Genomic DNA, 20,143 nt, shown 5'->3' with positions numbered 1-20,143 from the left:
GTCGAACTGGATCCAGCCGGCGGCCATCGCCGGCATCCTCGTCTTCGCGGTCATGCGCGGCGCCGAGAACATCAACTACCGGTGGCAGTGGTACCGGGTGGACGACTTCCTGTTCACGTCCGAAAACGGCGCCTGGGCCGCCGGCCCGCTGATCCAGGGCCTCTTCGTCACCCTCGAAATATCCGTCCTCAGCCTATTCCTGACCCTCGTCATCGGGCTCGCGACCGCGCTCCTGCGGCTGTCTTCCTCCATGGTCGGGCGCGGACTCGCCCGCGGGTACCTGGAACTGATCCGCAACACCCCCCTGTTGATCCAGCTCTACGTGATGTACTTCGTTCTCGGCCCGATCCTCGGCTGGGGACAGACCACGACGGCGATCGCGTGTCTCGCCGCGTTTCAGGGCGCCTATACGTCGGAGATCTTCCGGGCCGGCCTGCGGGCCATCCCCCGGGGGCAGGTCGAGGCGGGGGAGAGCCTGGGCCTGAAGCGCCTCGACAACTACCGGTACGTCATCCTGCCGCAGGTGCTCCGGAACATGCTGCCCCCGCTCACCAACGAGGCGGTATCGCTCGTGAAGAATTCCTCGATCGTCAGCGTCATCGCCATCTTCGACCTCACCACGCAGGGCCGGAACCTCATCGCGGACACCTTCCTGACTTTCGAGATCTGGCTGACCGTGGCCGCGATCTACCTGGCCGTGACCCTGGCCCTTTCCACCGCGGCGGCCATGGCCGAACGGCGAAGGGCGGGTGCCTGATGTCGACGATCCGTCAAAGGACGGGCCGGTTCCGGCCCACCCGGCTGGACGGGATACTGCTGGTAGGATTGGTCGCGGCGGCCGGCTGGATGTGGTACCGTTCGGCCATCGGCGTGGCGTACCGCTGGGACTGGCCCCAGGCGCTTTCGACCGTCTTTGCCGCCGGCGACGCCGGCGAAACGCCCTTTTTCCTGACGGGGATCTACGCGACCCTGCGGCTCAGCCTGTGGGGGGCGGTGCTGGCCAGCATGCTGGGTGTGCTGATCGGTGTGGGCAGGTACGCCGGGGGACGCACACTGCGCATGTTCTGCGGGACCTACATCCAGATCCTGCGCAACATCCCGCCCCTGGTGTTCATCTTCATCTTCTACTTCTTCATCAGCAGCCAGCTGATGCCCCTCCTGGGCCTGGATGCCCTGTTCAACCGGCCCGCGGAGGAAGCTTCGGGATGGCAGCGCTTCCTCTTCGGCCCCCCGGCCCTCTGGGAGAACCTGGTCTCCGGCGTGCTGTGCATATCTTTCATCAGCGCCGCGTACATCGCCGAAGTCGTCCGCGCCGGCCTGGCCGCCATACCCCGCGGCCAGTGGGAGGCCGGGGAAAGCCTGGGCATTCCGGTCCTGGACCGCTACCGGTACGTCATCTTTCCCCAGGCACTGGCCCGCATCGCGCCGCCGCTGACGGGCCAGTACATCTCCCTGGTGAAGGATTCGTCCATCGTCTCCCTCATCTCCGTCCAGGAACTGACCTTCGTCGGCTCGGAAATCGCCAATTCGAGCGGGCTGCTCTTTGAGGTATGGCTGCTGGTGGCCTTCGTGTACTTCCTGCTCTGCCTGTCCCTCTCCATCCTGCTCAGACAGGTGGAACGGCGCATGACCCGGCATTTTCACCAGTTCGCGTAGGCGGGCATACGCTGGTGCCCGGCCGGGGCTTACGCTGGTGCCCGGCCGGGGCTTACCGGCGCCGGTTTTCCGCGTCGATCCCTCCCCGCAATGGATCGAAAACCCGCTTCACCGTCTCGAACTGGCGTTCCAGGGTGGGGGGCCTGCCCAGCAGCCGGTCGCTGAGCATGCGCGCCGCCACCGTGGCATAGGCGTTGCCCCGGCCCGTGAATCCGGCGACGATGTGGACGCCCGGCGTTTCCGTCTCGCCGACGAAGGGGCTGCTGTCGTAGGAGAAGCCCATGACGCCGCCCCAGCGGTGGGAGCGGCCGAGGGTGGCCAGGTAAGGGAAGGCACCATTGAACGCCCGGTCGTTCGTCCGCTGCACCGCCCGCGTGGGACGCTCCTTGTACCCCCGGTACGTCCGGACCGGGCGGCCCGGCCGGCTACGGCGCCTCAGGAAGTGGAATCCCCGCTCGGCGCGGATGTGGTGATTCCGGCCCCCGCCGAACAGCAGTCTGCCGCCCTCCCCGGGCCCGTCGTGCAGCTGCCGCCAGAATTCCCAGCCATCGTTGGCGTAGAAGACGCCGTTGAACAGCCGCTCGGAAACGGGTTCCGTCGTGAAGACCTGCCCCCGGTGAGGGATGATGCGCCGCTCGTACCGAGCATCGAGTTGCGGCGTATACGCGTTCATCCCGAGGAGCACCTGCTGTGTCCGGATCCTTCCACCGGGCGTCTGGACGAGCAGCCCGCGGTCTTTCCGCTCGACCCCGGTGACCGCCGTGTTTTCGAAGAACTGGACACCCAGCCCCCGCGTGGCGGCCGCTAGACCACGCACGTATTTGACCGGGTGAAGTTCGCCGTCGAACTTGTTCCGCAAGGCGCCCGCCAGGAGCGGACTACGCTTGATCTCGTAGAGTTCCTCCTCGTCCAGGTAGGCCACCTCGAACCCATCCTCCTGGAGAAGGTTGTACGACTGGACGATGCGTTCCAGCGGATTCTTGTGAGAACCGCGGTCCGGCCGCTTCATCGCGATCACGTAGCTGCCGTGCCGGTAGTAGTCGCAATGTATGGCGTACTTCTTCATGAGACCGGCCATGAGATCGTGGTTCTCGAGGGCGATCGTCCACGACTCCCGGGCCAGCCTCCTGCCGTCCGGGCCGTACAGGTCCGTCAGTTCCTCCACGGCCTCGGCGTAGTACTCGTGGGTACCGGCCAGCATGAACCCCCCGTTGCGACCCGTCGCGCCCGAGGCGATCTCGCGCCGCTCCAGTACCGCCACGCGCGCACCGCCCTCCGCCAGGAAAAGGGCGCCGGTTATCCCCGTCACGCCGCCGCCGATCACGACGACGTCCACGTCCAGGTCTCCGGACAGGGGATCGGAGGGTGTGTAGGGCATGTCCAGCCAGTAGGAGTCACGGATCATGGGGAGGATTCTGTGTCACGACAACCGCTTCAGGGAAAGATAACTAAAGATAGCTGCAAGGAAACTCCGCCGGAAAATAGACGAGGTTTCAGGAGCGAACTTCGACCGTTACAGGATAAGGCGTAGATAACTGCTGCGTCAAGGAACACGGATATCGACGGGTCTGTTCATTCTGTTAGGTTTGGCATTGACACAGTACATCTAACTCCACTACGTTTCCAGTGATTATATCGTTTCGAAATCGTGGTCTCAAACGGTTATATGATTACGGATCTGCAAGAGGAATCCGAACCGACCTTGTGAGAAAGATTACACACATTCTGTCTGACCTTGATGCTGCCAACAAACCATCCGATCTCGATCTACCAGGTTATCGACTACATCCACTGAAGGGCAGTTTGAAGGATTTCTGGAATGTATCTGTTTCTGCAAACTGGAGGATCATTTTTCGATTTGAAAAGGAGAACGTCTACGATGTCGATCTGGTCGACTACCACTAGAAAGGGGGCAGGCCATATGGCCATGAATAATCCGTCGCATCCTGGTCACAGCATCAGACAGAACTGCCTGGACCCATTTGGCCTGAACATCACCGAGGCGGCACGAATTCTGGATGTCTCACGTCACACGCTTTCACGGCTGTTGAATGGCCATTCAGCTGTAACAGCCGAGATGGCCATTCGCCTGGAAAAGGCAGGATGGTCGAATGCCGAATTCTGGCTTCGTCGACAGGCCAACTTCAATCTGGCACAGGCCCGCAAGAACGAAGACCAGATCAGGGTTGAACGCTATAAGCCGCGGTAGGATTTTCTCAAGATCCCTGGTAAAAAACGGCCGATTCTTGTGGACGAACACTTTGTCGCAGTCTGAGACATTCTGGCTTTTCAGATCAAACAAGACCTCCAATTGCCCGGGATGGTTTGAAGTTGGCACAACCCGGGAGTCGCTCAAATAACTAAGAGCGCACGCTACATCAAAATCGTCGAGTGGTCGAATGAGGATGAGTGTTTCATCGGCTATTGCCCGAGAATCATCGGTCCCTGTTGTCACGGCGACGAAGAGACCGAAGTTTACCGCCAACTTTGCCAAATCGTCGACGAATGGCTTGAGATCGCACAGCAAGAGAACAAGGAATTGCCTCCCCCGACCATAGGAGGCAACCTTGCTGAGTTATTGATGACTGTCTGACTCAATCTTCCTCGTAATCGCCGTTGGAAGGAAAGAACGCCCGATCTGATCGCTCAGACCTCCAGCACCGCCGCGATCGTCTCACCCTCGTGGACGCGGTTGAAGGTGCGCAGGACCAGCACGTGGCCGGATTGCGTGGATACGATCTCTTCCCGCCGGTCCCCGAGCAGGTCGGTTACCACCCCGAATCCATCACCGGGTTCGATGCGGTCCATCAGTTCGACCCAGGGTTCGAAGAAGCCTGAAAAGGGCGCCGGGTAGTTCAGCTGTATGTGTCCCGCGCCTTCCCGGTCGTCTTCTACCGTGTGCTGTAAGATCGACGGCGGCTGGTCGCGTTCGATCATGCCCAGCACACCCATGACGTTCAGGCAACCCTCGTAATAACCGTCGACGCCCTCGGGGTCGCAGTCGCCCGCACCCATCCATTCCGAGTAAATCGCGGGAATGCCGGCGTCCCGGGCGATGGAGAGCGTACGGCCGTCGTGACCCGCGTAGGTGCCCCAGACGACCGGCATGTTGAAAGCCCGGGCCATCTCCCGCTGCCGCGCCAGGACGTCGGCGTCCGCGTGCAGCATGTAACCCACCGTCGGGTAGAACCTCGAGATCAGCCCGCCGCTGTGCAGGTCGATAAGGAAGTCGGACTCGCGGATCATCGCGCTGACCGCGTGTGCGATCCGTTCGGTGATGGTGCCGTCTTCCCGGCCGGGGCAGGTCCGGGCCAGGTCCAGGCCGTCCTCCGCGGTACGCTGGCCGCGCCAGTAGGCCGCCTCGTTGACGACGGGGACCAGGGAGACCGTGCCGCGGAGTTCACCGGGATCCAGGGCCTCCCTCAGCCGCCGTATGGCCCACATGGATTCGAATTCGTCGCCGTGTATGCCCCCGAGTATGAGGAGTTTCGGGCCGGGCGCCTTCCCGGATATGGCAACGGACTTCAACTTGACGGGGCCTGACATGGCGTTCTCCTTGGATTATATTCGAGTGTAACCCGGTTTACTGACCGCGACGGCTTCCCGTATTCAGTGCGTCTCGGTGCGTCTCGGTGCGTCTCGGTGCGCCAGAATATAGGGATGAGGCAGGTCTTGATCAAGCGATGCCCACAAACGGCATGATATCGATTCCCCTTACGTATTCCCATGACCCGGAACGTCACCCGGCGCAATGGCCGGTTACGCGAGGTGTGCCCATTCCCGAGGGCATGCTGCGCGGGACGGAAGGTCTGGCCGTCGTGAATCCCGATGGCGATCGCGTCCCGGTCCAGTTCCGGGTACTCGGTCGCTGGGCGGACGGATCGGTGAAGTGGGTGCTCGTTGATTTCCAGGCGAGTGCCGGCTCAACCGGGAGGGCGACCTATCAACTTACGGATGATACGGGCGATGAAGCTTCGGCAACCAGGCAAACCACTACTGGCAATCCCAACACATATCCTTCAGTACGCGTCGAAGAAACCGAAAACGATCTCCACGTGGACACGGGCGTCCTGCGATTCAGGGTCGACCGCCATCGATACGGCCTCTACCATGCCGTCGCGCTCGGCGATACGCAGCGCGGCGATGCGCGGAGCGGCGATGCGCGGAGCGGCGATACGCAACTAGGCGATGCGCAGCACAGCGAGCCGGTCCATGCGGAATGCGGCCGGGACCGGGCAGGCGATGCCTGGGCACGGATCAGTGAGGGCGCTTCCGACGGGGAACTGAAACGCCGGCTGTACGGTCCGGGCGGCCTGTGCAGGGCATCGCTGGCCGGTGACTCCTATTCAGTAGCCGTCGAGGAACGGGGTCCGCTGCGCACCGTGATCCGGCTGGAGAGCGCGCTGGAAGCCGACATCCCCATGCATCATTACGGCGGCTACCGGCCGGTACGGTGTATAACCCGGATCCACGCCTATGCCGGGCAGGCGTTTCTGCGGATACTCCAGACCCACGTCATCACCTGCAATCCGCGTGAAGTGGAAATCGAAGACCTCGCCCTGGACGTCCCCACCCCGTTCACGGGATACAGCCCGGGCTACGACTTTGGACTGAACGGGATCGTTACGGGAACGCTGGATCAGGGTGAGCGTCTGCGCGTCGCGCAGAAGAAGGACAGCCAGGTGCAGGTGATGCACGGACGGCCGGGGATCGAAAGCATCATCGCCGAAGATGAAGCGTGCGAAGGGTGGGCGACACTCAGTGACGGGAAGTCCGGCGTCGGCGTCGCATGCCTGCACCTGGCCGAGGAATACCCACGCGCCATCGAATTGACCGGTGACGGACGGTTGACCGTGTACGCGCGCCACGACCCGGACGGTGGCCGCCTTTCCCTGGCACGGTACGCCGAAGAAGTCGCCTGGCACGAGGGAGAGGGGGTGTACGCCGACGGGACCGGTATCGCGAAAACCACCGAGAGCTACGTCCTGTACTTCGAGGAAGATCGCCGCGAGGTGGCGGTCGTAACGCTTCGATGCGCCCTGTCGCAGCCCCACGTATCGGTCTCGCCCGAGTGGATGGACCGATGCGGGGCCGCGGGAGGCTTCGCAGCTTCCACTTTGGTTGACGCCGGCAGGCAGGGGATACCGGCGGAGATGTTCCGTGCCGCGGATCGCATGCTGACGGGTTTCGCGGACTGGCTGGCGCGCAACGTCCGACTCGGACGCTGGTACGGTTACCTGGACTACGGCGATGTCCGGGCCACGTGGGACGAGGCCGAGGACGACTGGAAGCACCAGGGCCGCTGGGGCTGGTGCAACAGCGAGTGGGACCCCCGTCATGCGGTCTGGATCCAGTACCAGCGCACGGCTGATCCGCGTTACTTCGCGCTGGCCGAAGCCATGACCCGCCATTCGATGGACGTGGATACGTGCCACTGGCATCCCTTCCGGCCGTACATGGTCGGCGGCTGCTACCGCCACGGCGTCGATCATTTCGGTGATGAGCCTTGCGCTTCCCATACCTTCGTCGACAACTGGATCGACCACTACTATCTGACCGGAGACGGCAGGACCCTTGAAGTCCTGCGCGAGGCCGGCGCGTTCTTCCTGCGTTACCGGTGGACCGAAGACCCGGCCTTCAGCTTCAGCCTGCGGTCCATCGCCAATGTGTTGCGCGGACTGCTTCACGTATACGAAGCGACCGGCGAGGACCGCTTCCTGCGTCGCGCCGAGGATGTGTACGCCATCGTCGCCCGGGGCCAGAACGAGGACGGGAGCTGGCACAAGCGATTCCAGGTCGCGACACCAGACCGGCTGCCGAAACAACTACCCTACGGCATGGCCACGGAAGGCACGACGCTGGCCGTTGAAACAGGGACGGCCGACCCCTTTACCGACGACGAGTTCAGGGGGCTCGGCGGCCCGTTCTCCCGCATGATCCGCGACCTGCCCTACGAGGAACAGAAGGGTTACCAGGCCCATTACCTGATGATCGGCCTGGAGTTGATGCACCGGATGACCGGCAGGGAGGACGTTGCCGAGACTTACCGCCGGGCTGTGGACTGGTTCTGCGGCTTTCCGGACACTTTCGCGTCCGACCGGCCGCTCAAGGAACATTACGGCGGCATCCTCTGCCGGCACCTGGGCTATGCCCATCGCATGACGGGCGACCACCGCTACCTGGAGACCGGCCTGAAGATCCTGGAACAGCTCATCGACGCGCAGGACTGGAGCGAAGATCCCCGCAAGCGCGGATCCATCGACATGAACCCCTCGACCCTCAGCCTGCTGTTCTTCGGGGTGCCGGGCCTGCTGGCGGCACTGCGGACGCGAACCGAATCGTGATTGGCCGGGTCGGCACCCCATTGACAACTCGCCCGAACAGGGATCCCGAACCAGCGTGAGGACTGAACTGTGACGGTTCGGCCTGTGACTGTGTCTGCAAGACCCACCGGTTTTCTTGAACTCGCATGGACGGAACTCTCCTTGACGCCTGCGATTCAGCGGCACTTTTTTGGTAAAACCCCACCCTGCCCGGTATACATTTATATCCTTTATTTCGACTGACGATCACCTGACCGGTTTTATTCAGAGATCATATCTCGGGATGGCTTTGTTTGAAATCGCTTATCTACCGTTATCTGATACTGAGTACGCTGATCATGTTGTTGTGTTTACACATCGGCATGGTTACCTGGTCGACGATTCGACTGGCCAAGATCGACCGCTGGTCGTCCGGTATCCAGCTTTGGGGAAGTGAGACGATTCCTACGGGAGGATCGTCGAGAGGTGCGGTCAGCCGTCTTCACGAAGGCACCTGGTTACAACTCATGTTCATAAAGTGGGCAGGAGGTTTTATCGTTGAACGCGTTACGCCCGACAGCCCGGCCGACCAGGCGGGCCTGCGGGCAGGCGATAGACTTTTGTCCATCGACAGCATGGACCTGGAGTCGAATCCTTCATCCTACTTTCAGGCGCACTCGGAGAACAGACCCGGAGACCGCCTCAATCTCACATGGGTTCGCGATAACCAGGTACACGAGGCATTCCTCACACTCGAGCCGAATGACTACGCACGTGACACCCGCGGGAGTGATCAACAAGATATAGTGATCAGCAGCGAGCTAATGAGTTGGCTTCAGCGTGGCCCGTTCCTGATCTTCTCGATTGTCCTTCTGGGCTTTGGCACCTGGTTGGGATACCACGGCATGAAGAATACGGTGGCATTCCAGTGCGCGTTGCTTGTCCTCACGATGGCTATGGTATCGCCGGCTGTCTTCTATCTGATTGCCGCATGGCCGGCCTGGACGATCCCACTTAGTCTGGGCGTTGTATTTGCGGCAGGTTATCTGCAGTCCATCCTGATCCTGTTGATTTTAACCGTCTATCCCACCACCACAAAGATCGGATCATGGATCCGAAGGAGGATCTGGTTCATCCTCATTCCCATGTTTGTCTTTGGGGTAATGGGGCTCATCAGTTTTTTGGGTTTGATCTATGACTGGGCTCACGATTGGGTTGGAGTAGTTGACAGCATTGCGCAACTGGTACCCGCACCCGTTCCGGCTATTGTCTTAATGGCGATGGCTGGATGCCTTCTGATCGCACAACATTACGTCGCACGCCGGCAACAACGAACACGGCTGCACATTATTGAAGCCGGATTCTTCCTGGCCCTGATACTCGCACCGTCCTGGTTGATCGCACAACCCGGCAGAATGCTGGCTTCATGGGGGCTGATTCCCGACCACGGTCAGATGCTGCCGTTGATCGTATGGTTCATTGACCGGATTATCCCGGCGGGGATGCAGTGTCTGTTGGCGCTCGCATTTGCCTACGCGATTCTTGCACATCGGGTGTTCGGCCTGAGATTCGTCTTCGGAAAGAGCATCAGGTACCTGATCACCAATCAGGGTGTGTTTCTCATACTGAGCATTGCGATGTTTGTCATACTCTATTACATGATTTCATCAGAAGAGTTCGTTGTCAGAGCCTCCGACCTCGTTGTAGCGAGTGCCGTCGCAGGGCTCATTTTGATACTCATGGGAGGGTGGAACTGGGTGAAGACGCCGGTCATCCAGGCAATGGACCGATACTTCCTACGAAATGAACTTCTGAATCGGCAGCGACTGCTAGAACTGGGACGAGCCCTGTCGAGGTGTCAGGATTCGGATTCCCTGCTTGAAAAAACCGGACGGGAACTACTGGAGGGGCTGGACCTGTCCTGTATGGCAATTTATCTCAAAGCAAATTCGGAAAAACCACTGTCGCTTTCGTGGTACGGCGTTGAGGAGGGTTCCGAGCAAAACACAGCCCGCAACAGATCCTTTTTCATCGAGTCCACCGGTACGGTCGAGCACCTCTTAAAGACTACGGCTGCCGATAGATCCCCAATCGAATATGGAGATATCGTTTCCAGTGGGATACCCGGCGAACCGCCCTTCGAGCTGATCATCTTACTGGGTGGCGAGTCCGGCTACAAAGGGGCATTGGCACTGGGAGCAAAGCGGTCGGAAGAACCGTTTAGCAACGACGAGAAAGAACAGTTGCTTGTCCTGGCTGGGGAGCTGGAACTGGCAATGGAAAACCTGGAAATGGGCGCATCGCTGAAGGTGCAGGCCGATAGAATGAGGGCGCTTTCACGTCGACTCGTCGACGCACAGGAATCCGAACGCCGTCGCATAGCACGAGACCTGCATGACGATACCGGTCAGGATCTTTTGGCATTAAAGACAAGTCTGGAACTTACGCAGAGAGATCTGGCCGGTGTTTCCGAAGATACGCGGGAACGACTTCGAGATGTGGTAACGATGACCGACGAAACCCTGGAAAAACTGCGAACAATCGCCCACGATCTGCGCCCGCCGATTCTCGATACGGTCGGATTGAACGCGGCGCTGGACGGATTGTGCAAGAGCTTCGCTCATCGGACCCGTATCACGGTTGTGTATAATGGCATGGATTGTCCCAGGTTCTCCAACACAATTGATATCTGCCTGTATCGTATTTTGCAGGAAGGGCTTGCGAATTGCGCTAAACATGGTCACGCCACCCACGTCGAAGTGGGATTGAAACAGACAGACCGGAACATACAACTGTCGATTCTCGATAACGGCCGAGGATTCGATCCTGATTCGACACCCGAGGACCAGGTTGCCCCGGGTATCGGTTTAATCGACATGAAGGAACGCCTGGAACCGTTTGGGGGCGTTCTGGATATCCATTCAGATACAGGTACCGGTACACGGTTGATCGCTTCAATACCCCTGGAGGAAACATGATTAAAGTCGTCATTGCCGACGATCATCATCTGTTCCGCGAAAGCATCAAATCATTACTTGAAACGACGGATGATATCGAAGTCGTCGGCGAAGCGTCGGATGGCCAGGAAACACTGAAATTGATTCAGCGGAAAAGGCCGGACGTAGCCTTGGTGGACATAGCCATGCCCTTATTGAACGGCATAGAAACCACATACCGAATACAGTCATTGGATGTGGGGACACGCGTCGTCATCCTGTCCATGTATTCCGATGAAGATATGGTGCGCCAGGCACTTAAGAATGGTGCGAAAGGATATCTTCTTAAACGATCTTTAGTTGAAGAGCTTCTTCTCGCTATCCGGTCTGCCAGCAAAGACGAAGTATATCTGTCTCCCTCGGTTGCTCGATCCGTATTGACAGGATACCTGCAGAATGAAACAGACGACCGGACCCTTAGCCCCGTTGATAGACTTTCATCGCGTGAAAGAGAGGTTCTGCAATTGATCGCCGAAGGCCATACAAATCAGGCCACGGCTCACCTCCTGAACATCAGCGCCAAAACAGTCGAAACACATCGGACGAATCTGACGAAAAAGCTGGAAGCTCGAAATCTGCCGGACCTCGTCCGAATTGCCCTTAAATACCGTCTGACTTTCCTCGACAAGTAGATCTGAGTCTCCCTGACCATCAATCTTCCTTAGTACGAGCAGGTTCCGACACCTCGCACTGCCGCACCCCGCTTAACCTCCCGTTATTTCCGACATATCCGGGTTTTCTTGAGATTTAAGGGAAAATCCCACGCCGAATCAGGTGTTCACCCTATAGGCATTTGGTCTGATCTTCCTATTGTTTGGAAGGTAGAAGACACGATCGCAGGTACGCTCGGGGGCGGCTGAATGACCGCAGATCACCGGCTTTCCTTTTGATAGCGACCTGAATGGAACTGGAAGGAGCGGAACGAAGGAGCGGAACGATGATCGGAAACTACTTGAAAACAGCCCTACGAAACATCATGCGGAGTAAAGGGCACAGCATCATCAATATATTCGGACTGTCCGTAGCCATGGCCTTGTGCATCCTGATCTTCCTGCTCGTCCGGCAGGAACTGAGTTATGACGGTTTCCATGAAAATGGCGCCAACGTCTTTCGTGTCACCCAAACGGCCTTCATGGGGGAGTATCGGACGATCGGGATTACGGCCGTTCCCCTCGCGCCGGCGTTGGAAGACGCATATGCGGGCATCGTCCGATCCGTCCGATATGCCAATACCGGACCGGTTCTGGTGAGTTACGAAAACGTGACCATCCGCGAAGAAACGGTTTTTTATGCCGACCCCGGGTTTTTCGAAATACTCACCTTTCAGGCCGTTGCCGGCTATCTCGAAGGCGCCCTCGAAAGCAGATCCCAGGTGGTACTGAATGAGAAATCCGCAGAGAAGTACTTCGGAGACGCTGACCCCGTAGGAAAATGGCTGACCATGGACGACCGGAAACACCTGGTGGCCGGCGTGGTTCGCGTTCCTGCCAATACCATTTTTCAGTTCGATTTTCTAATTTCAATGAAGATCCTGACGGGGGCCGACGGCAACTGGAATCGGAACTGGAGTCAGTCTATTGCTGCTACCTTAGTCGAATTGACCAGCCCGGAAGTCGCCGGGACCCTGGAGACCCAGTTTCCGGACTTCGTTGAAAAGCACCTCCCCAGGTTTCGTGGGATAGATGCCAGCGTAATGCGACTTCAGCCGTTGGCCGGCATCTATCTGGATTCTTCGATACTGTTCGACCTCTTTCCAAAGAGCGATATTGTGGTTTCGTATGTGCTGGGAACGCTCGGCTTCCTCCTTCTGTTCATCGCGTGTATCAACTTCATCAACGTGACGCTGGGCAGGTCGGCGCTTCGCGGAAAGGAAGTCGGCGTGCGCAAGACGCTGGGCGGAACCCGCGCTCAGCTTATCGGCCAGTTCTGGGGGGAGGCGTTGCTGGTGGGTGTGGCCGCGCTGCTACTGGGCTTGTCGTTAGCCCATCTGCTCCTTCCAGGATTCAACGGCCTGTTCGCCAAAGATCTCAAAATCGATTACTTCGACAATGCTTCGACGCTCCTGGCGCTGATCGGCCTTACGGGTCTGGTCGTCCTCATATCCGGAAGCTATCCCGCGCTCTACATGTCCCGCCTCGATCCCACCTCCATCCTGGCGCATCATGTAAAGGCCGGAACATTGACGATCTTGAGCAGAGTGCTTATCACCATGCAGTTCACGCTTTCGATCTTCCTGATGATCTGCCTGCTTACCATACTTCGTCAGCTTCAATACTTCGCCGACCAGGATCTCGGCTTCGACGCGACCAATGTGCTTGTCGTAAGCATGCCCGATTCCGGGATGCTCGGGCCCATGAGAGAGGCGCTGGACGACTACCCCCAGATCACCCATATCTCGGCGGCGTCGAGCTCATTCGGACCGATGAGAGGGTTGGGGCAGATAGGTCATACCGACAGGTCTGGCAAGCAGTTTTCGGCCTACGAGTACCTCGTGGATTATGACTATCTGTCCACCTTGGGCATAGCGTTGGCGGAAGGACGCGACTTTTCAAGAACACACGCCATGGATGAGACCGAAGGCGTAATCGTCAATGAAGCGCTGGTAAGGGAAATGGGGTGGGAAGATCCGATCGGAGAGGCTATTCCCGTTGACGATGCCCGCGTGATCGGCGTGATGGAGGATTACCATTACCGGTCGTTGCAATACGAACTGGAGCCGGTGGTTCTGCGTCTTGCGCCCGACAGGATCCGGTTTCTCCTGATCAGAACGCGGCCGGAGGGATTGCCGCAGACCCTGTCGACCGTCAAATCGGTCTGGGAGCAATACTCCGGGGGATTGCCCTTTGAGTACTACTACCTGGAAGACGATATCGGCCGGTTCTATCAAAGAGAACGGTTGCTGGGAGACATAGCGTTTTACATCTCCATTATCACGCTGTCAGTCGCCCTGCTGGGCGTTTACAGCCTGAGCCTGTTGAACATCAACAGGAGAACGAAGGAAATCGGTATCCGAAGGGTGCTGGGCGCATCTACGTCCAACACGACGGCGCTGATCGGCAGGCAGTTCGTGCTGCCCCTGGCGATCGCGGTCCTGCTGGCTTGCCCGCCCGCCTATCTGCTGCTGAGTTTCTGGCTAGGGATGTACCAGTTCAATGCCGCATTGGGCGTCGGTGAGTTCGTACTGGCTGGTTCCGCGGCCCTGGTACTCGTGCTGGGCACGGTGGCCTTTCAGGTTTGGAGGAAAAACGCGAGTCCGCTGGTGGAGTCGTTGATGAACGATTGAGAAGCGGTGAGTACCGATCTGAATCGCAAAGGGGCATATGATGATAACGACCAGCAACCTCAATAAGCTCTACACGACGGAAGAGGTGGAGACGACGGCGCTGAACGACGTGACCATGGCCGTGGACCAGGGCGAGTTCGTGGCGGTCATGGGACCGTCGGGCTGCGGAAAGTCCACTCTGCTCAACATCCTCGGACTCCTCGACAACCCCTCGGGCGGGGAGTACTATTTCCTGGACCAGGAAGTATCCGGCCACTCCGAGCGGCAGCGGGCCAACCTGCGCAAGGCCAACATCGGCTTCGTCTTCCAGAGCTTCAACCTGATCGACGAACTCACGGTCTACGAGAACATCGAGCTGCCGCTGATCTACCTGGGCACGTCCAAGCAGGCACGCAAGGAGCGGGTGGACGCGGCCATGGAGCACATGCAGATCCCCCACCGCCGGAACCACTTCCCGCAGCAGCTCTCCGGCGGCCAGCAGCAGCGCGTGGCCGTGGCGCGGGCGGTCATCGGCAATCCGAAGCTGATCCTGGCCGATGAGCCGACGGGTAACCTGGACTCGGCCAACGGCGCCGAGGTGATGGAACTGCTAAGCGGCCTCAACGAGGCGGGCACGACCATCATCATGGTGACCCACGACCAGACGCTGGCCAACCACGCCCACCGGATCATCCGTCTCTTCGACGGGCGCATCGTGCAGGAAGCCGCGGCGTAGGCCCCAAATAGAAAAGGCGCCCGAAATGAATCGAGCGCCTTCTCAGCATCCCCCGGCAGCGTCCTACTCTCCTGGATATTCAATTCGCCTCCCCGGCATCGTTGTTGACTTCAGGATGCCCTACTTGAGTAAAGTAGGGTATCACCCTATTGATGTTCGGTCCGTCCTGCGTTAACTTAAATTACAAACGGCGCACTCGTACCCATTCTGAAGGAGGTACGAAATTGATTGCTCGTCACTTACTGCTGATGATTGCCGCGGGTGTGATGACGCTGGAAGCTGCATCACAGCCCGATGCCGGCCAGTCCGCAGCCGTTGAAAGCACTTCCCCCCTGGAATCCCCCCTGGAAACCGGCAAATCCCTTTACCAACAGGGTCGATTCGACGAAGCCCTGCCCCTCCTCCAACAGGCGGTGCGTGACGAGGGAAGATCGGCGCCGGCTCGTTCCTGGCTCGGCATGGCCTGGTTGGCCCTCGGGAACGATGACGAAGCGTTGAAAGCGTTCAGGCGGGCCACCCAGCTGGACAAGAATTGGGCGCCCGGTCACGTCGGCATGGCCATGGTATTCATGCGCTTGTCCAATCGGCGGCTCGACGCCCGCAAAGCCCTGCGGAAAGCCCTCGAGGCAGAGCCCGATAACGCGGATATTCTCTACTACCTGGGCATGACCTACATGGACCAGGTCCGGACGAGCAGGTTGATCGGCAGCGATAAGGACGGGAGAAGGTTTTTCCAGAAAACCGTGGAACTGAACCCCTCCCATCCTGACGCCTACTTCCAGCTCGGCCGCTGCTATGACAGTCCGCCCGAGCCGGAACACGAAAAAGCGATCGCCGCGTATATGTATCAATACCGCGTCAATCCGGATCACAACGAATCACTGCTGCGTTTCGCCGACGTGAATCATCGTTCCGAACGATACGATTACGGGGTAAAGCAACTGAGAGGGCTGATATTGCAACTGGGTGAGGACGTGCCGACCAGAATCCGTACCATGCTGGCGCAATTCGAAGTGCTGTCCCTTGGAGCCGAAGCACAGTCCGGGCAACTGTACGAGGCCCTGGAAGACTATGTCGCCATGCTGGACGCGGATGAACGGGCGGTATACAGGGACCTGCGCCACGTCGCACCGCAAGAGGAACTGCAGGCCTGGGAGTCGGCGACCGGACCAGAACGCGAATCCCTGTGGCGCGCCTTCTGGAACGAGCGGGACTCGAACCCGGCTACGGCAGAGAACGAACGCCTGGTCGAGCACTACCGCCGCGTCATGTACGCCAGGGTTCATTTCTCCGAGGGGCAGCAACCCTATGACCGCCGCGGTGAGATGTACATCCGCTACGGCGCGCCTGACGACCGGCGGCGCTTCGTGTTTCGCCATTATGAAGATCCGGACATCCCCCACATGCTTACCGGAAACCCGGCCGTAGACGCGATTCGCGAAAAGAACCTCCTGACCGGCTACAGGCTGCAGCTTCATGACAGCGAGTCGCCACTGCCCATGATGGAACGGTCGGTGAACCGCGTGGAAGCGGCCTGGCTCGTCGCGCGAAGCGAGATGGAGACCCAGCCCGGCTACGTGGTGGAAAGCTGGGTATATGTCCCGCACGACCTGGAACTGTTCTTCGTGGACATGTTGAAGGATGGGAAATTCGACTATCCGCTCAAGACCGTCAGCAATTTCACAAGTGATATGGTCCGACAGGACCGGTTCCACCCCCGTCAACGCGCAACCGAACTGATCGCCCGCAGTCCCGAGGTCTACACCCATGACTTCGGTGGTGAACTCCTGGAGTTTGCCTTCGACGCGGTGTCCTTCCGTGGCGAAGGCGGATCAACCGAAGTGGATCTCACCTACAGCATTCCGGTCTGGCAGTTCGGCGACATCACCGACGAAAAAGGAGACCGGACCTGGCTGAACAATCTGGTCGCCCTGCGCGATTCGTTGCAGACGCCGGCCCTTTCCCGCGCGTACAGATTCGGACCCATAGACCGGCCCGAACGGCAGGCGGGCAACCGGGAGCTTCAGGGAGCAGCCTTTACACTGGCCGCGAATCTGACGACGCCATCGGGCGTGTTCACGGCCGCCGTGGAAATGCGCGACGAAGCCACGAAGCGTGTCGGGGTTTACAAGAAGCCGGTGTCTTTCTCGGACTACAGCGGCGGCGGCCTGCTCATCAGCGATCTCAAGCTTTCCACTGAGATTACGCCCGCAACAGGTCCCGGTCCCTTCGTGCGCAGGGGACTGAACGCCGTGCCCAATCCGGGGCGACTGTACCCACAAGGACACCTGGTATACGTGTACTACGAGGTGTACAACCTGAAGATGGACGAGGGCAGACGGACTTCCTACGAGACGCTGTACGAGATCACGCCGAAGGGCATGCCCGCCCTTCGAAACCGGAGGGCGAGAAGTCCCGGAGACATGCAGACGGTCATCTCGTTCTTCGAAGGAGAAGGTAGTTCGGAGGAAGAGGCGGAATACACGACCCTGGACACCACGGACCTTGAAGCCGGGGAGTACGTGCTCACCGTAACGCTGACGGACCGCTACGGAGACGCTTCCGTCTCCAAATCCGTCAACTTCATGGTGGTGGAGCCGTAGGCCGCTAACACTGGATCAGGACGGCCTGCTCTTCACCCGCCGCCAATTCAAGCATCGGATCGAACGCCGCCTCGCCCGAATCCCCCAGTCGCAGCCGTGACAGCCTGAGCGCACCGTGGAGGACGCTCAGTTCGGCCGTTAGTCCTTCACCGTTCCGCGACACCGCGCACATACCCCACGCATATCCGGTCGACCAGAAATACCGGCCCGGCTGGTCGGTCAGAGTCATGGTCTTCGTAACTGCCGAGTAATGAAAGCCGGTCAGGGCGAGGTGGGCGGCCCAGGCGGCCATGGCCCGGGCGTAGTGATGTCCGCACTCGGCCTCGTCGAAGGGATTGCGCCGCCGGCCGTCGTACCGGTTGCGGATATCCTGGATGCAGGCCAGGCCTTCATCGACCATGCCCTCGTAGATCATGCCGATGGCCGCGGTGTACTCGAATCCGGTCATGACCTCGGTGAAGTAGGAGAAGGGGTTGTCGGGGCGGTCCTTCGGGTAGGACGCCATGAGCAGCGCCGACTCGTCGCCAAGGACATAGGACCGCATGACGTTGGTGTGGCGCTGGAAGCCCTCCAGCCTGTTGTACGCCAGGATGCTCTCGTGGGACCTGCGGATCTTGCCGGAATCCGCCAGGTATCCCAGGCCGCAGACATGGGCCATGTACTGGCCGACGAGCTGGTCCACCAGGCAGCCCGGACCGAGCTGGTAGTCCGGGTTCGACAGGTCCTTCGGCCCCATGCCGACGGTCAGTCCTTCCGCGATATCCTCCGCGCTTCGCGGCGTCCGGATCTCGTGTTCGTAGTAGTCGCCGTTGAAGAGATGCGCGTCGGTCCACTTGCTGCCGCGCTCGTACAGGTCCCGGCATTCCCCGGCGAAGTCGTCGTCCCCCAGGTAGCGGGCCATCTCTTCCGCGGCGCGCAGTGCGCCCAGGTACCAGAACTCCATCTGGGGATTGGGCCCGAAGTACTCCACGTCCATGGTGTTGTGCTGGCAGCCTTCCATGACACCGTCGCGGTCGGCGTCCCATCCGCCCGGTAACCAGCAGAAGGCCAGCGACTTCTTCACATCGGGCCACAGCGCCCGCAGCCGCTCGTCGTCGCCCGAAAGTTGCCACTCGCGGTACATCTTCATGACGCAGCCCATCTGGCCGTCCGCCGCCGCGCGATTGAAACTTCGGGCCCGCGCCAGGGGCAGCCAGACGCGGAAGCTCATCAGCCCGTTTTCGCCGGTGGCGTGGGCGAATTCCACTTCGCGCATGGTCTGTGCCAGATCGCCGAAGAGGAAGGCTGTGGACTGTTCGTAGTTCCAGACGTGGGTGCAGGAGCCCAGGCAGCACCCCGCCGCGTCGTGGCAGCCCTCCCAGCCGTAGAACCGGCCGTCGGGCGTGCGGAAACAGGTCTGGCTGCGCAGGGTGCTCAGGTTGAACAGGGCCGCTTCCTTGACGACCTTCGGCAGGTCCGAGCCGCTGAACGCCTCGACGAACCGGAGCGTGTCCGCTTCCAGGATGTCCAGATCGGGCACGACCTGCTCCACCACTTCCCAGGCGTCCTCGAACCGCGTCGAATAGTAGTTTCCGATCCGGTCGCCCGTGTCGCAGCAGGCACTTCCGTCGTCGCAGCAATCACCACTGCTGTTGCCGCCGCCGTCGCAACAGTCCTCGCTGTCCTCGCAACATCCCTCACCTTCCTCGCAGCAGGTGTCTTCTTCGGCGGTCTCCGTATCGCCGCCCACCGTCAGGTCCTCCTTCGTCGCGGGCGTCCAGGTATAGCGGTTGGGGAAGTGCCAGGCCAGCACGAAGGTCACGCTGGATGTTTCGCCCGGCGCCAGGTCGATGCGGGCTGATAATGAGGCCATGGGGCGGTCGTTGTTGCCGGCTTCCCTATCAGTTAGCACACCGCCGGCGCTGAATTCGTCCCAGAAGTCGAGCAGCGGCGTGCCCCAGCCGGCCTCCCGCCAGGCAGTGCGGTAGCTGACCGTCTCCGCCGTAGTGGCCAGCGCCATTGTGCCCCACTGCGCGGCCTCCCGATCCACGCCCTTCGAGGCCATGAACAACCCGCGGTACCCGTCGCCCGCGCGGAAACGGTTCCGGTTTTCGCGGCAGGCCCCGTCCGTGCCGTCCATGCCGATGAAATTGGGAATCGAGCCGCACACGGCCGCCGAAACGGGAACGTCGGTCTGGTTGGCCAGCACGTACCGGAGGACCGCCACGGGCAGTCCGCTGCGGTCGGCGTCGCAGGGGATGAGGGGATTGAACGCCTCAAGCCGCACGTCGACCGGCACGTCATCGTCGGACAGATGGACCCGGCCGAAGGGGTAGGCAGCGTCGAAGGTACACCGGGAGAAGCGAGGCAGGCCGTGATTGGCCGTGGGGCTCCCGCTCGCGCCTTCGTATTCGAAGTATTCCAGGGGGCCTTCGAGCAGGCGGGTCACCTCGGTCCCGCCGTCTGGCCGTGCATACAGTACGAACGAAGGCGGACACCGATTGTCCCGGCCGGGTATGAACCCCTTGGCCGGGCGATTCATCAGCTCCCAGTCCCGGAGATCGCCCCGACCGCCTAGGGAAACCGTACCGGTGCCGATGCCGCCCAGG

General features: G+C 60.1%; 14 protein-coding genes and 1 pseudogene. 12 read left to right on the top strand and 3 right to left on the bottom strand.

Annotated features, from left to right (window positions below):
• Nucleotides 1-52 precede the first annotated feature (52 nt).
• Nucleotides 53-757, top strand: a complete 705-nt coding sequence (locus F4Z81_11980) for an amino acid ABC transporter permease (protein ID MXW05774.1) — start codon at nucleotides 53-55, stop codon at nucleotides 755-757.
• A complete protein-coding gene (locus F4Z81_11975) occupies nucleotides 757-1,656 on the top strand; it encodes an amino acid ABC transporter permease (GenBank protein MXW05773.1) in 900 nt (299 codons plus the stop codon). The genes F4Z81_11980 and F4Z81_11975 overlap by 1 nt, the downstream gene beginning before the upstream one ends.
• A 52-nt stretch (nucleotides 1,657-1,708) precedes the next feature.
• Here F4Z81_11975 and F4Z81_11970 read toward each other — a convergent pair whose 3' ends face one another.
• Nucleotides 1,709-3,061 (bottom strand): FAD-binding oxidoreductase, encoded by a 1,353-nt coding sequence (locus F4Z81_11970; protein ID MXW05772.1) that lies wholly within the window; start codon nucleotides 3,059-3,061, stop codon nucleotides 1,709-1,711.
• 221 nt (nucleotides 3,062-3,282) lie between these two features.
• Here F4Z81_11970 and F4Z81_11965 point away from each other — a divergent pair, with 221 nt between their 5' ends.
• From F4Z81_11965 to F4Z81_11955, 3 genes are all read left to right on the top strand, one after another.
• Nucleotides 3,283-3,561 carry a hypothetical protein gene (locus F4Z81_11965; GenBank protein MXW05771.1) on the top strand — a complete coding sequence of 93 codons (279 nt, stop codon included), beginning with the start codon at nucleotides 3,283-3,285 and terminating at the stop codon, nucleotides 3,559-3,561.
• Nucleotides 3,562-3,577: 16 nt separating this feature from the next.
• The gene (locus tag F4Z81_11960) at nucleotides 3,578-3,865 is read left to right on the top strand and encodes a HigA family addiction module antidote protein (protein MXW05770.1); all 288 of its coding nucleotides are present in this window, start codon (nucleotides 3,578-3,580) and stop codon (nucleotides 3,863-3,865) included.
• Nucleotides 3,866-4,012: 147 nt separating this feature from the next.
• Complete coding sequence (locus F4Z81_11955) at nucleotides 4,013-4,249, top strand: hypothetical protein (GenBank protein MXW05769.1); 237 nt, start codon at nucleotides 4,013-4,015, stop codon at nucleotides 4,247-4,249.
• 53 nt (nucleotides 4,250-4,302) lie between these two features.
• Here the strand turns inward: F4Z81_11955 and F4Z81_11950 are convergent, their stop codons facing one another.
• The gene (locus F4Z81_11950; GenBank protein ID MXW05768.1) at nucleotides 4,303-5,202 is read right to left on the bottom strand and encodes a succinylglutamate desuccinylase; all 900 of its coding nucleotides are present in this window, start codon (nucleotides 5,200-5,202) and stop codon (nucleotides 4,303-4,305) included.
• 137 nt (nucleotides 5,203-5,339) lie between these two features.
• On the opposite strand from F4Z81_11950, the gene F4Z81_11945 reads away from it, so the two are divergent.
• From F4Z81_11945 to F4Z81_11920, 6 genes are all read left to right on the top strand, one after another.
• Nucleotides 5,340-8,000: a hypothetical protein gene (locus F4Z81_11945; protein ID MXW05767.1), complete on the top strand. Its 2,661-nt coding sequence runs from the start codon at nucleotides 5,340-5,342 to the stop codon at nucleotides 7,998-8,000.
• A gap of 272 nt (nucleotides 8,001-8,272) precedes the next feature.
• Nucleotides 8,273-10,936 carry a PDZ domain-containing protein gene (locus F4Z81_11940; GenBank protein ID MXW05766.1) on the top strand — a complete coding sequence of 888 codons (2,664 nt, stop codon included), beginning with the start codon at nucleotides 8,273-8,275 and terminating at the stop codon, nucleotides 10,934-10,936.
• On the top strand, nucleotides 10,933-11,586 hold the full coding sequence (locus tag F4Z81_11935) for a response regulator transcription factor (protein ID MXW05765.1): 654 nt from the start codon (nucleotides 10,933-10,935) through the stop codon (nucleotides 11,584-11,586). Before F4Z81_11940 ends, F4Z81_11935 begins: the two co-directional genes overlap by 4 nt.
• Before the next feature lie 269 nt (nucleotides 11,587-11,855).
• Complete coding sequence (locus F4Z81_11930; GenBank protein ID MXW05764.1) at nucleotides 11,856-14,237, top strand: FtsX-like permease family protein; 2,382 nt, start codon at nucleotides 11,856-11,858, stop codon at nucleotides 14,235-14,237.
• Nucleotides 14,238-14,277: 40 nt separating this feature from the next.
• Nucleotides 14,278-14,952 (top strand): ABC transporter ATP-binding protein, encoded by a 675-nt coding sequence (locus F4Z81_11925; GenBank protein MXW05763.1) that lies wholly within the window; start codon nucleotides 14,278-14,280, stop codon nucleotides 14,950-14,952.
• A 149-nt stretch (nucleotides 14,953-15,101) separates the two neighbouring features.
• On the top strand, nucleotides 15,102-17,555 hold the full coding sequence (locus F4Z81_11920; GenBank protein MXW05762.1) for a tetratricopeptide repeat protein: 2,454 nt from the start codon (nucleotides 15,102-15,104) through the stop codon (nucleotides 17,553-17,555).
• 4 nt (nucleotides 17,556-17,559) lie between these two features.
• Here the strand turns inward: F4Z81_11920 and F4Z81_11915 are convergent.
• Nucleotides 17,560-19,274: pseudogene (locus F4Z81_11915) on the bottom strand (hypothetical protein).
• Nucleotides 19,275-19,540: 266 nt separating this feature from the next.
• Here F4Z81_11915 and F4Z81_11910 point away from each other — a divergent pair.
• Nucleotides 19,541-19,870 (top strand): hypothetical protein, encoded by a 330-nt coding sequence (locus tag F4Z81_11910; protein ID MXW05761.1) that lies wholly within the window; start codon nucleotides 19,541-19,543, stop codon nucleotides 19,868-19,870.
• Nucleotides 19,871-20,143 lie beyond the last annotated feature (273 nt).

Source organism: Gemmatimonadota bacterium (assembly GCA_009835325.1).
Lineage (GTDB): Bacteria > JAAXHH01 > JAAXHH01 > JAAXHH01 > JAAXHH01 > JAAXHH01.
The sequence above is the reverse complement of the archived record's forward strand: the minus strand, read 5'-3'. Positions and strand labels throughout refer to the sequence as shown.

What these genes read in the sequence shown, in the direction of transcription:
- F4Z81_11925 (MXW05763.1), top strand. Translation starts at nt 14,278, where the DNA reads ATGATAACGACCAGCAACCTCAATAAGCTCTACACGACGGAAGAGGTG.
- F4Z81_11960 (MXW05770.1), top strand. Translation starts at nt 3,578, where the DNA reads ATGGCCATGAATAATCCGTCGCATCCTGGTCACAGCATCAGACAGAAC.
- F4Z81_11980 (MXW05774.1), top strand. Translation starts at nt 53, where the DNA reads ATGCGCGGCGCCGAGAACATCAACTACCGGTGGCAGTGGTACCGGGTG.
- F4Z81_11975 (MXW05773.1), top strand. Translation starts at nt 757, where the DNA reads ATGTCGACGATCCGTCAAAGGACGGGCCGGTTCCGGCCCACCCGGCTG.
- F4Z81_11950 (MXW05768.1), bottom strand. Translation starts at nt 5,202, where the DNA reads ATGTCAGGCCCCGTCAAGTTGAAGTCCGTTGCCATATCCGGGAAGGCG.
- F4Z81_11945 (MXW05767.1), top strand. Translation starts at nt 5,340, where the DNA reads ATGCCCACAAACGGCATGATATCGATTCCCCTTACGTATTCCCATGAC.
- F4Z81_11935 (MXW05765.1), top strand. Translation starts at nt 10,933, where the DNA reads ATGATTAAAGTCGTCATTGCCGACGATCATCATCTGTTCCGCGAAAGC.
- F4Z81_11930 (MXW05764.1), top strand. Translation starts at nt 11,856, where the DNA reads ATGGAACTGGAAGGAGCGGAACGAAGGAGCGGAACGATGATCGGAAAC.
- F4Z81_11970 (MXW05772.1), bottom strand. Translation starts at nt 3,061, where the DNA reads ATGATCCGTGACTCCTACTGGCTGGACATGCCCTACACACCCTCCGAT.